Here is a 12,003-nt window from a genome sequence, read left to right as displayed (position 1 = left end):
CAAGGCGCCGGAGGAAAATGTGAAAGACACAACTCGAACGTGCGCTGCACACGCGAGCAACGCAGTTTCGCCCTCCCCCTAAAACGCAAGCATCCGTCGACAGCTAGCGCAACGACGCTGCCATATCGACCGGTCGCAGCATAGCTCGCGCGCGATCACGCGCAAGCGTTCAGCAGTGGATACGCGGAGCCACGCGCAACATCGGCGCGACCTTCGGACCCAGGATCAGCGTCAGTCCGTCTCCATTCACTTCTGCAATGTCTTCTGCAATGTCGAATGCACTGGCGAGAACGACGCCATACGCTGGCGTCGTTCGCTTTTGCAAGAACGCAAACGTGCACACTGAATGATTTCCACGAAAGTTGGATTTTCCATCTAGCAATTTCGACATCGTTTCGGAGCAAAACTTTTGCGAACGGGAGTGCGATTTCGTCTACTTTTCGAGCGCGTCCATTAAATTGGCCAAATCAACTCAAATCAACTCGACCTCCGAGGACTATCCGCACGTGATGTGGATGTCCTCGTGTTGGCCTATACGTAAGAGACGTCGCAAATCATTCGTTCGCGTCGATAAAATGATCATGCGGCCCGAAGCGAGCATCACCTTCACGGAGGTGCGCGCATCGAGCGCACGCTTCGCCGATGTCCACATACCTCGATTTCGGATCAATCGCGCACGCCGCACCCTCGTCGCTTTTGCGCCGAAACATGGCGTTTTTCTCGTCGGAGTTCGCTTGCGCGTTGCATTTTGCGCCAGTGCACCCGCGCGTCCCGCAAGTCGTCGAGATGTCGAGACGACATTTTCTTTCAGCTAGTTAATATACGTCATTTCGTATAGAGCGAAGCTCGACGTGCGCGCGGAAAAATACGATGAAACGCGCTGCAAAAGCGGGCTGGTCGCTCGGAATTATTTCGATGCGCGGCAATGAATTTCGGATCTTTCTCCGTAGAAACACAAGGGGCCCGATGCAGCGGCTGCATGGATGGTCGTTGAGGCCGGATGGCATCGGTGCACGGCTCGAACGAGCTCGTTTTCGTCGAGGAAAGAAGCCCATTGATGGTCGAGACCACCAGATATTCTTCAGTTGGATGCGGTGAACCCACGCACAATGCCATGAACGACACCACGTCCACGGTAGTTCCAGTCCATGCGCTGCGGCTCGCGACCGGCGAGGAGCCGTCCAATGACTGACCCGAATCCCCTCATCGAGAAATTCCGTGTGTTCGTTCGCGAGCACGTGCTCGGGCGCGAAGCGTGGTTGGACAGCTCCCCGGAGCATCCCCTCGCCCCGATCGTCGAGCTCGAACGTCAAGGCATTTCCAATTGGTGGGTGCCGGCGATGTACGGCGGGCTGGGGCTGTCCGTGCGCGAAAGCCTCGACATCGTGGAACTGCTCGCCTATGGAGACGCCGGGCTGGCCAATGGCATCGCCGGACGCAGCCTCGCCGCCGCGGCGATCCGCATTTATGGCGACGACGCCCAGAAGAGGAACTACCTCGCCCCGTCCGCGACGGATCCGACCTTTTTCGGCGCGCTCTCGGCCACCGAGGAGGCCGCCGGCAGCGAGCTTCTGCGTACGGCCACCGTCGCCCGCAAGTTGGGTAACGAGTACCTCCTCGACGGGCTCAAGTTCGTCTCCACGGGGGCGGCCCTCGCCAAGTTCACGGTCGTATTGGCCAAGGTTGCCGAGGGCGACCTTCGCGCCTTCATCGTGCCCATGGATGCGAAGGGCGTGAAGGTCGTCAAACGGTGGCGAACGGAGGGTTTGCGTTCCTACGTCTACAGCCAAGTTGCGCTCGAACGCTGCCGGATTCCCGCATCGCTCATGCTTCGCGGACAGGGCGTACGGCTCGTCGAAGCAGCAACCAGCGCCATGCGTCCGCAAATCGCGGCAACCGCCGTGGGCATCGGCATGCGCGTGCGCGACGTCTGTCTGGAATATGGCGCCAAGAAGATGCTAGGAGGCCGCCCGCTCGCGCAGAACGACGTGTTCGCCGCGAAATTGGGTCAAATGGAGGCCGAGCTGACCACGATGCGCGCCGTTGCCCGCGAAGCCGCGGTCGAATTCGACGAGATCGTGCGCGGCAGCGATCCCGAGGAGCACTTCCGCAGGCACGGAGGAACGAAGAGCGCGGTCGTAGCAAAGCTCATTTGCGGCCAGCTCGGATGGAAGATCGCGAGCGCAGGCACGGAGATGTTCGGCGGTCTTGGCTACATGCAGGAGCACATCATCTGGAAGCTTTTGCGCGACGTTCGACACGTCGCCATCCTCGAAGCGGGCGAGGACGTCATCCGCGCCCTGCTTCATGCTCGGCATTGTGTTCCGATTTTCGAGTGAGCGTTCGTGATTGTCGTACGTACATTGATCGATTTAATTTAAATGCGATCTCTCACTTGAATTTCGTGGCGGCCATTATACATCTCACTTGGCGAACAACGTCTTCCGAGACGCGGCCGCAGCCATTCTTCGAATAGTGACTCCGACGGCGTGACGTTCGATCTTCGCGGAAGTGGATTTCTGAAAGTATGTTCAATGCAGCCAATTGACCATTACGTGGTGGCGCTGCTTTCTCTGTTCGCCGAGAAGCCGGAGCGCGTCGTTCTATGGTGGCGGGATCGTCCGATCACCGCCGCGGAGTTCAGCCGCTCGATCACGACGGCGGCCTTGGTCCTGCGCCGGGAGGGCATCGACGCGACGAGCAAGGTCACATTCCTCACCACCGGCAACAGCCCCGAAATGCTGGTCGTGCGGTACGCGGCGAACCTCCTCGGGGCCACGGTGCTGCACCCGCAGTCCATCAACGCGGTCAATGCGCTCGACGAGGTAGCCGTCGGCACGCAGGCCGAGCTCCTCGCCGAGTGTGGGACCTCGTTGCTGGTGGTCGACGCACGGAACGTCGAACGCGCGAGGGCCATTGCGGCACGCATCGGAAGCCCCCTCAAGCTTGCGGCCTTTTCGGGCGGCGAGCCGGGCCTCGTTGACCTTTCCACGGCCCCTCCTGGTGAGGCGGAGGCGTCCTTCGATGTCACCTCGGCGGTCACCGGCACGAGCGCCATGGTGACGTACACCAGCGGCAGCACGGGCATTCCCAAGGGTGCATCCCGGCCTTTCTCGGCCATTTTCAGCATGGTCTCGCGCTCGAAGGCCGCCCTCGAGAAGCACACCATGTTGATCACCGTGCCGCTTGGACAAGCCGCGGCGTCCCTGGTGGATGCCGCCCTGGCCGGTGAGGGCTCCGTCGTTCTGCACGAGGGCTTCGATGCCACGCGCGTGCTCGACGCCGTGGCCAAGCATCGGGTCACGCGGCTCTACGTGGCCACACCGCAGTTGTATCAGCTGGTCGACCACCCTGCGCGTGCGACGACCGACACGTCCAGCATCCGTCAACTCGTCTACACGGGCTGCACCGCATCGCCGCGAAGACTCGCTCACGCCGTCGAGGCATTCGGCCCCGTGTTGATTCAGATGTACGGAATGACCGAGGCCTGGGCCATCAGCGTTCTTCCGCCGCCGGACCACTTTCAGCCGAAGCTACTGACCACCGTAGGGCGCCCCTTACCGGGGGTGCAGGTGGCCATCCGTGATCCGCATACCGGCGAGGACCTGCCGCGCGGGCAGACCGGCGAGGTTTGCGTGTGCTCGCCGTATATCATGGACGGCTACTGGCGAAATCCGGAGCTTACCGCACGCGCATTGCGCGCGGGGTGGCTGCACACGGGCGATCTCGGTTACCTCGACGACGAGGGCTATCTGCACTTGGTCGATCGCCTGGGCAGCATGATCAAGACCCGCGGGATCAAGGTGTATCCGGCCGCCGTGGAGAATGCCCTCCTCACCCACCCGGCCGTGGCGCACGCCGCTGTCTATGGCGTGGCGGACGCCGACGAGGTCGAACACGTGCACGCCGCGGTGGTCCCCTACGCAGGCGCCGCGGTCGACGTGAATGCGCTGCGCGAGCATGTCGAGCGCGCGTTGACGGCGGGGCACGCGCCCGTCGCGATCTCCATTCTTGCCGAGCTGCCTTTGCTCGAATCGGGCAAACCGGACAAGCGCCGTCTTCGTTTCGAAGCCGAAGTCGCCGCCGGCCGGCAGCAGCCCGGCACGCCCACACGATAGACGAATCATTCAGCGCAGTGCGCGGCGCGTCCCTGGGGGAGCGGCAGACCGTCGATGTTGCGCTCGATCGAAACCCTTAACCCCTGAGAGCGAACGACCCATGACGCAGCACCTTGAATTCTTCTCGCGCGAGATGGAGCAAATTTCCACCAGCAAGCGCGTATTCCTCGAAATCGGACGTAAGGCGGGCAACTTCCCCAACGCCGTCACGCGAAACGGGCGTGACGGAACCGACGCGAAAATCAGCGTCTGGTGCAGCAATGATTACCTCGGCATGGGGCAGCATCCGCGCGTGCTCGAGGCCATGAAGAACGCCATCGACCAGTTCGGCGCGGGCTCGGGCGGCTCGCGCAACATCGCGGGAACCAATCCGTACCACGTTCAGCTCGAACGCGAACTCGCCGCACTCCACCGCAAGGAGGATGCGCTCATCTTCACCTCCGGCTACACCGCGAACGATGGATCGCTGACCGTTCTCGCCGGGCGCTTGGAGGGCACGATCGTCTTTTCCGATGCCCTGAACCACGCCTCGATCATCGATGGTCTCCGCCATAGCCGGGCCGAGAAGCGCGTCTTCCGCCACAACGATACGGCACACCTCGAGGAGCTGCTCGCGGCCGCGGAACCGGAGCGGCCCAAGTTGATCGTGTTGGAGTCCGTGTATTCCATGTCCGGCGACATCGCCCCATTGGCGAAAGTCGCGGAACTCGCCAAGCGTTACCAGGCGACCACGTTCATCGACGAGGTGCACGCCGTCGGCATGTACGGTCCCGAAGGAGCCGGCATCGCCGCACGCGAAGGCCTCGCCGACGACTTCACCGTCGTCATGGGCACGCTCGCCAAAGGCTTCGGTACCTCGGGCGGCTACGTGGCGGGACCGGCACCGATCATCGATGCGATCCGCGCCTTCTCGCGGTCGTTCATCTTCACGACGTCGCTCCCGCCGGCCATTGCGGCCGGTGCCCTTGCCGCCGTGCGCCACCTTCGATCGACCGACGACGAGCGCAATCGACTTCGAGAGAACGCGCAACTGCTCCATCGCCTCCTCATCGAACGGAACGTCCCCTTCATCTCGCCGATGTCCCATATCGTGTCGGTTTTCGTGGGCAACGACATTCTGTGCAAGAAAGCTTCGGCCCTCCTTCTCGAGCGCCACGGCATCTATGTCCAGCCCATCGATGCGCCGAGCGTCCGCGCCGGAGAGGAGATCCTCCGGGTCGCGCCTTCGGCGGTGCACACGACGCAGGAAGTCCACGAGTTCGCCGACGCGCTCAACGCCATTTGGACGGAACTCGACATCCGCCGCATCCGAGCTTGATCACACGGAGGTCGTCGTGTCCGTATCCCTAGCAGCCGTCCTGGCCGAATCCGCGGTGCGGCGGCCGAATCACCCTGCGATCGCCCTCGGCCCGCGGAAGGTCACCTACGCCGAACTTTGGGTCCGCGCACGGCAATACGCCGCGGTGCTGCGCGATCATGGGATCGGCGCTGGCGACAAGGTCGCGCTGCTTCTGTCGAACACGCCGGACTTCCCCATGGCGTATTTCGGAGTCCTCGCGCTCGGCGCCGTCGTGGTGCCGATCCATTCGTTGCTTCGCGCCGGTGAAATCGAGCATATCCTGCGCGATTCCGGCGTGAAGCTCCTGGTCTTCTCGAGATGGCGAAAACCGACGCGCGACGGCCGCCGCTCGAGCGCGCGTACTCGGGTGGCTCGGCGCTGCCGGTGAAGGTGCTGCGGCATTTCGAGGAGACGTTCGACTGCCGCATCTACGAAGGATACGGCCTGACCGAAACCTCTCCCGTGGTGGCGTACAACCAGCGGTATTGGCCGTGCAAACCAGGTACCGTGGGACGGCCGATTTAGGGGGTGGACGTGGAAATCGCCCGTGCGGACATCGAAGATCGGATTGAGCTGCTCGGCGCGGGCGAGCCGGGCGAAATCGCCATTCGCGGGCACAATGTGATGGCGGGATACCTCAATCGACCCGATGCAACGGCGGAGGCCATCGTCGACGGCTGGTTTCGCTCGGGCGATATCGGCACGAAGGACGCCGAGGGCTATCTCACCATCGTCGACCGAAAAAAGGACATGGTCTACGGGGCGGATACAACGTGTACCCACGTGAGATCGAGGAAGTGTGCGCCATCGTCATTCCGAACCGGGCGTCGAGACGGGCGGGCGCCTCTCGGACGAGATCATTGGCTGGAGCAAGGAACGGCTTGCGGCGTACAAATATCCGCGCCGGGTCCAATTCGTCGACGCCTTTCCGCTCGGGCCCAGCGGCAAGGTGCTCAAACGCGAGCTGGTCACCCGCTTCGTGCGGTGAGCTCTTTCTTTTTCAATGGTCGCGGCGAACGGCCATCGAGGCCATTTCTGCGAGTTCGTCGGCGGCCGCAGGATCGAGATTGGCGGCATCGAGGCTCGACAGTGCCGCGTCCAGCTGCCGGCGCATCTCGGCCTCCGTCCAGGCGCGGCCGCCCAGTCGCTCGATGAGGCCGATCACGGCGCGAACGTCGCTGGGTGTAAGAGGCGCGGGGCTCGCGTACAACTCGGCAAGCCGTGCACGCGCGCCGTCGCTGGATGCCAGTGCGGCGACCACGGGCAACGTCTTCTTGCGCGCCAAGAGATCCGAGCCCACCGGCTTACCGGTCCGCTTCTCGTTGCCCCATATGCCAATGAGATCATCCATCAGCTGGAAAGCCAGTCCGAGGTGGTAGCCGAAGTCCTGCAGGTGCTGCACCGTGCGGGAGTCGATGCCGGCGATGCTCGGCCCAATGGAGCAGGCGTACCGCGTGAGCGAGGCCGTCTTACGGCCGGCCATGGTGAGGCACTCGAGCAGCTCGACGTCCGGCCTTTTCTCGAAAGCGATGTCCTGGCTCTGGCCCTTCGCGAGCTCGAGCAGCGTCTGGCAAAGCGAGCGGATCGCGGACGGCGCGCGCGGGCCGCTGGTTTCGGCGAGAACGTCCATGGCCAACACCAAGAGTGCGTCGCCCGCGAGGAGCGTCGCCTTCTGACCATAAACGGCCCACGCGCTGGGCCGTCCCCGCCGCAGGACGTCGCCATCCATGATGTCGTCGTGCAACAGAGAAAAATTGTGCACGAGCTCCACGGAGACGGCCGCACCGATCGCGTGTTCGGCGGTCACGCCCGCCGCCGCGGTGCTCGATAGGACCAACGCGGGACGAAGGCCTTTTCCACCACGCCCCGGGGTGGGCCGCCCGTGTTCGTCCCACCAGCAGAACTGATAGCCCGCAATGGCGCGCTCCGTCTCGGGCAGCCGATCGACGGCGGCTCGCAGGGCCGGCTCGATGGCCGCCATCGCATTTGCCATGGAAAACTGCGGCCCGCGAGGTTCGGATACGGGGCGCGCCGTGTTCATAGAGCTTGCCGGCCTGTCAGCGCCGGCTCCAGATAAGCGACTTTGCCATCGTGCGCATCCCGATAGCGATAGGTCTTTTTGGACCAATCGTAATTTCCGCGCATCCACGAGCGCATTCCGGCCGCGTAGCGCGCGAGCACCGCTTCGTGCTGCGGAAACGATGCCATCACGGTTCGTTCGTCGGCCAAGTACGACTGAACTTCCGCGTCGATGAGCTTCCATACTTCGGCGAGTGCACGCCGCGTGGTCAGGCCGCGCGCGTGTTCGACGAGGTAAACCAGGTTGTGGTACTCACCGAGGCCGCGCTCCTTTTCGAGCGAGTACACGTCATTGGTCCAACAGACGACATTGCACGCGGCGTCCAGGGCCCTTTGGAACACCGGATTTTCCCATACCTCGCTGGGCAGTTCGATGTTCTCGACGATTTCGATCAGGTCCATGCACACGTAAATCGCGCCGGTGTGGCGGCGCTTGTCGATGTACTCGCGCTCCGACGGCACGATCTTCTGCACGCGATTGCGCGCCTCCCACGACGCGGCCGCGAAGCACTCCGAAACGTGCTGGATGAAGCGCCGCCGCCACGCAGGGCTCGACTGCGGAATGGTGCGTTGCCACAGGTCGGCAAGCGACGTGATGGCCGCAGGCTGCGGGTCCCCGGACGCGCTCGGGGCCTGGCTCGGATCGTCGGTCGCGCGCAGCGTGGCCAGAATTGCGCCCATGACCCGCTTCACGTGATCGAGATCGCGGCCGAAGACTCCATCGTCCAATTCGTCGTCGACGAGGAACAGCCATGCAAACCAATCGGCGATCAAGTACACTCCACCTTCACCCGCATCGGGATAGGTGATCGAGGCAAATCCGGCAAAGTCGGCCCGAATGAAGCGCTGCTCGGATGCCTTCTTCCGTACCAGGCCGAACTCGCCCACCCACGAATCCAGGTGAGCGCGCGCTCTCTCGATGTACGGGCTGGTCTTGGGCGGAAAAGGCGCAAAAATACGATTGGAACCGTCGTCCATGATGGGCTATCCACGAAAATGAGAAAGAGTTGACGGAGTTGACGAATCAGCGCTCGCGCACGAGCAGGCGCACGCCGTTTCTGGGATGCAGTGTGATGAGCTGGTCGGCCACCATTTCGCCTTGTCCCGGTGGTATTTCCAGTCGATACCGTTGTGCGATGATGGCGAGAATCAGCTGCAATTCCGCCAAGGCGAAGTATTTGCCAATGCAGATGCGCGGACCGCTGCCGAACGGGAAGTACGCGTGCTTTGGCCGCGCGGCCATGCCCTCGGGCGAGAAGCGTTCGGGATCGAACTTTTCCGGATTGTCCCAGAACTCCGGATGGCGATGGGTCACGTAGCTATTCAGATAGATATTCGCCCCGGCGGGGACGTAATAGCCGTCCAAGTCGTCGGACTCGCTGGCCGAACGCATCGTTTGATACGCGGGTGTATACAGCCGCAGCGTCTCGTCGACGATCTGCCGTGTGTACGTCAGTTCGTTCAAATCTCGATACGTGGGAATTCTTCCCTGTAGTTTCGTATCAATCTCGTTCACGAAGCGCTGCCCCACCTCCGGGTGCTTGGCGATGAGATAAAGCGCCCACGAAATACCGCTGGTGGTGGTTTCGAACGCCGCAATGACCAAGTTGAGCACTTCGTCATAGAGCTGCTCGACGGTCATATGGCCGCCGTCGTCTTCGTACGTGGCGCGCATGAGCATACCCAGCAGATCGTCCCGCACGTCGTTCGTGGCGACGCGTCGCTCCACGAAGGATTGCACGAAGCGCTTCATGCGCGCCGTCGCCTCGCGCATGACCGTGCGCCGCCGGCTCGGCAAACTGAGAGGCGGAAACGGGTTGCGGAACAGCGAGCCAAGAACCTCATTGGCGTCGGCGAAGGCAAGCTCGAACTCACGCGCGGTCTCCCCCACATCCGCGCTGAAGAGCGAGCGGGTGACGATGCGCAGCGCAATCTGCCCGACGTCGTCGGTCACGTTGACCGGCGTGTCCTTCCCTGCCGCGGGGCGCCACATTTCCGCGAGATGAAGGGATTCGTCGATCATGTTTTGCGTGAAGAAGCCAACCACGTTGGGGCGGAACGTCGGCTGCATCAATTTACGTTGGCGTGCGTACTCTGGCCCTCCGGGATTGCGAATCAACCCATTTCCCAGAACGAACTCGGTCAAATCGAATATGAGCGTATCTTTCTTGGTATAGTTCTCAGCACGACGTACGAGCACGTGCTCGATATGATCAGGGTGGTTGACCATGATCATAGGGATGCCCAAAATATGAAATTTGAAAATATCGCCGTAGCGCGCCACACATTTGGCCAAGAACGCCACGGGGTCGCGGCGAAAGCCAACGAGATTTCGTGGGTCCCAGGGTGTGACGACGGGAATCTTCTTGAGGCGCTTGGGCGCGTGCCGGGCGTGCTGGAGGGTATCGTTCCCCGCACTGGAATTCATCGTTCCTCCAGATTGTCGAAGTAGGCGATAGTCTTTAGCGCCGAGCACTCGACCGTCAAGTACGAATCACGCGCGCCGAGTTCATGCCGATATCGTCCATTTCGCGCCAACCGATTCGATGTCTTTTAATCACTCCGTTCCAGTGTCGTATCGATGACTACGCATTACACGATTGAATACCAAACAATCGATCGCGCTGAATCGAATTCACATTCGCCATCATTTCGAATGTTCAATAACAACCATTGTTCGCTAGTGGGAAATGACAGCTCCCCGTGCCGGTGTATACGCATGCAGTTGGCCACGACGGTGATGGGGATCCCATCGTGTTCGCAAGGTTATTGCCCGACGCGCCACGCCGTGTCCGGCATCCGCTATTGCGTATTGGCTACGATACCCCATTGCCGGGCGGAGCTATTGTGCTCGTTGTGAAATCGACGTCTCGGAGCCACCAATCGACATGCGTCTCGTAAACACGGCACGAAAATCTGCCGTGTACCTGACAGTGATGTTTGCGCAACAACACCGTGCCTCGTGTGGCCCTGGTGAGGCTGGCGCCGGCACCGCGTACAATCCTCACGAATTAATCGACGACCACTACCTAATAGCCATTTACGAAGAATGTGGACGCGTCACGGTTCATGTCCCGGACGGAGCGACGTTCATGCCCGCGCCTGCGACTCATTGCGCCTATCAATGATTCGTTACACTTGCGCAACGCACCGATAATGGCATGATGCGATCGGAGACCGAGCGGACAGTCCGTCAGCGTAGCGGTCCTCCAGTGGGTGGGGAGAACATGGATAATGAGTCCTCTCTTCTCCTACCCCGCATTCTCGTGTTCTGCCTCGTGTTCTGCGGTTGAGACAAGCACTGCGCTCGCACCCGATACGCGCTGAGCAATCGGGGTTCCTCACTCATCCCCCAGTCCGCTCCGACGTCACACTCCCGTCACACGGGGATATTGACCACCTCGGATCTGCCGGAGGCTCGCAATGGAGACGAATTTCTTAGGGATCATTTCCGATATCTTGCCGGCGGACTTGAAGAAGTTCCTCTTGGTCATCGACGAATTCACCGAGAAAACCCCGCGTGTTTGGCAGCAGCTCGCGACCGACTTGGGCGGACGTTACTCGCCGGAGCGCTTGGAGAGGCTCTACGTCTCGCTGTGCGATCACATGGGGGAGCCGAGGAACACCACGACGTTGAGCATGCGTTTTTTGTACGAAATGCCGCTCTCGGTCGAAGATTTCCGCGGCTTTCCATTCATGAACCTCGGGTACCACCCCACGCCCGATGGTCCGCCGATCCAGGAACTCGAACTCACGGAGCGAGACAGGAAATTCCAATGCAACAGCGCGCTCTATCGGCTTTGGCTGAAGAGCTCGGACATCACTGGAAAGGAAGTCGTCGAGGTGGGGTCAGGTCGAGGTGGCGGTGGTTCGTTCCTAACTCGATATTTCAAGCCACGCTCTTACACCGGTGTCGATGGTAGCAGGCAGCAGGTCGCCCATTGCACCGAGGCCTACGCCGGGCATGCGCATCCGGGCCTTCGGTTCGCCCACGGGCTGGCCACGGCCATTCCGCTGCAGGATTCGTCGGTCGATCTGGTGTTGAACGTGGAGTCGTCCCATTGCTATTCCGATCTCGATAAATTCTTCTTCGAGGTCCATCGCGTTCTCCGGAAGGGCGGGACGTTCGTTTTAACGGACATCTTGTATCGAAAGGCGCAGATTTTTCCATATCTGAACACGCTCGACCGCTATTTCCACGTGCGGGGTAAGACGGATATCACCAAGAACGTGCTCGCCTGTTTGGAGCTGCACGGGCCCGACCAGTTTCTCAACTATCTCGAGGGAATGGGCGGCAGGGTACGAACGTCTCAGCCGACGAACCGAGATCTGCTCATGACCTCCGCGCGGGTGTTTTTACCCATGATGGATAATGCTCCGTTCGCGAACTATCGAGCCCTGTCGACGTCGGGAGAAGCCCTCTACGTGAGTTTCAGATGTGAACGCAAGGGTTGACCAGCTACATCG

General features: G+C 61.4%; 10 protein-coding genes and 1 pseudogene. 7 read left to right on the top strand and 4 right to left on the bottom strand.

The features are described 5' to 3' along the window. Positions 1–825: 825 nt before the first annotated feature. A complete protein-coding gene (locus LZC95_19260) occupies positions 826–1,134 on the bottom strand; it encodes a hypothetical protein (GenBank protein WXA98947.1) in 309 nt (102 codons plus the stop codon). A gap of 50 nt (positions 1,135–1,184) precedes the next feature. Here LZC95_19260 and LZC95_19255 point away from each other — a divergent pair, with 50 nt between their 5' ends. The 6 genes and pseudogenes from LZC95_19255 to LZC95_19230 all read left to right on the top strand — a co-directional run bounded on the left by LZC95_19255 (position 1,185) and on the right by LZC95_19230 (position 6,445). Then, positions 1,185–2,339 (top strand): acyl-CoA dehydrogenase family protein, encoded by a 1,155-nt coding sequence (locus LZC95_19255; protein WXA98946.1) that lies wholly within the window; start codon positions 1,185–1,187, stop codon positions 2,337–2,339. Between the two features lie 195 nt (positions 2,340–2,534). Further along, a complete protein-coding gene (locus LZC95_19250) occupies positions 2,535–4,118 on the top strand; it encodes an AMP-binding protein (protein ID WXA98945.1) in 1,584 nt (527 codons plus the stop codon). A gap of 100 nt (positions 4,119–4,218) precedes the next feature. Continuing rightward, complete coding sequence (gene hemA / locus LZC95_19245; protein WXA98944.1) at positions 4,219–5,436, top strand: 5-aminolevulinate synthase; 1,218 nt, start codon at positions 4,219–4,221, stop codon at positions 5,434–5,436. A gap of 16 nt (positions 5,437–5,452) precedes the next feature. Continuing rightward, positions 5,453–5,845, top strand: a complete 393-nt coding sequence (locus tag LZC95_19240; protein WXA98943.1) for an AMP-binding protein — start codon at positions 5,453–5,455, stop codon at positions 5,843–5,845. Next, positions 5,776–6,153 (top strand): annotated as a pseudogene (locus LZC95_19235) (AMP-binding protein). The gene LZC95_19240 and the pseudogene LZC95_19235 overlap by 70 nt, the downstream one beginning before the upstream one ends. Before the next feature lie 103 nt (positions 6,154–6,256). After that, positions 6,257–6,445, top strand: a complete 189-nt coding sequence (locus LZC95_19230; protein WXA98942.1) for a hypothetical protein — start codon at positions 6,257–6,259, stop codon at positions 6,443–6,445. Between the two features lie 12 nt (positions 6,446–6,457). Here LZC95_19230 and LZC95_19225 read toward each other — a convergent pair whose 3' ends face one another. From LZC95_19225 to LZC95_19215, 3 genes are read right to left on the bottom strand one after another with little or no spacing between them, the layout of a single operon-like run. Next, positions 6,458–7,450 carry a polyprenyl synthetase family protein gene (locus LZC95_19225; protein WXA98941.1) on the bottom strand — a complete coding sequence of 331 codons (993 nt, stop codon included), beginning with the start codon at positions 7,448–7,450 and terminating at the stop codon, positions 6,458–6,460. A gap of 44 nt (positions 7,451–7,494) precedes the next feature. Beyond that, positions 7,495–8,514: a hypothetical protein gene (locus LZC95_19220; GenBank protein WXA98940.1), complete on the bottom strand. Its 1,020-nt coding sequence runs from the start codon at positions 8,512–8,514 to the stop codon at positions 7,495–7,497. 46 nt (positions 8,515–8,560) lie between these two features. Then, a complete protein-coding gene (locus tag LZC95_19215; GenBank protein ID WXA98939.1) occupies positions 8,561–9,964 on the bottom strand; it encodes a cytochrome P450 in 1,404 nt (467 codons plus the stop codon). Positions 9,965–10,959: 995 nt separating this feature from the next. On the opposite strand from LZC95_19215, the gene LZC95_19210 reads away from it, so the two are divergent. Beyond that, positions 10,960–11,991, top strand: a complete 1,032-nt coding sequence (locus tag LZC95_19210) for a class I SAM-dependent methyltransferase (GenBank protein WXA98938.1) — start codon at positions 10,960–10,962, stop codon at positions 11,989–11,991. Positions 11,992–12,003: the final 12 nt, after the last annotated feature.

It is taken from the genome of Sorangiineae bacterium MSr12523, assembly GCA_037157775.1.
GTDB classification, from domain to species: domain Bacteria; phylum Myxococcota_A; class Polyangia; order Polyangiales; family Polyangiaceae; genus Pendulispora; species Pendulispora brunnea.
This window is presented reverse-complemented; position numbering and strand designations above follow the sequence as displayed.

Coding starts and splice junctions, on each gene's coding strand:
- LZC95_19215 (WXA98939.1), bottom strand. CDS start 9,964: ATGAATTCCAGTGCGGGGAACGATACCCTCCAGCACGCCCGGCACGCG.
- LZC95_19225 (WXA98941.1), bottom strand. CDS start 7,450: ATGGCAAATGCGATGGCGGCCATCGAGCCGGCCCTGCGAGCCGCCGTC.
- LZC95_19255 (WXA98946.1), top strand. CDS start 1,185: ATGACTGACCCGAATCCCCTCATCGAGAAATTCCGTGTGTTCGTTCGC.
- LZC95_19210 (WXA98938.1), top strand. CDS start 10,960: ATGGAGACGAATTTCTTAGGGATCATTTCCGATATCTTGCCGGCGGAC.
- hemA (WXA98944.1), top strand. CDS start 4,219: ATGACGCAGCACCTTGAATTCTTCTCGCGCGAGATGGAGCAAATTTCC.
- LZC95_19220 (WXA98940.1), bottom strand. CDS start 8,514: ATGGACGACGGTTCCAATCGTATTTTTGCGCCTTTTCCGCCCAAGACC.
- LZC95_19250 (WXA98945.1), top strand. CDS start 2,535: ATGCAGCCAATTGACCATTACGTGGTGGCGCTGCTTTCTCTGTTCGCC.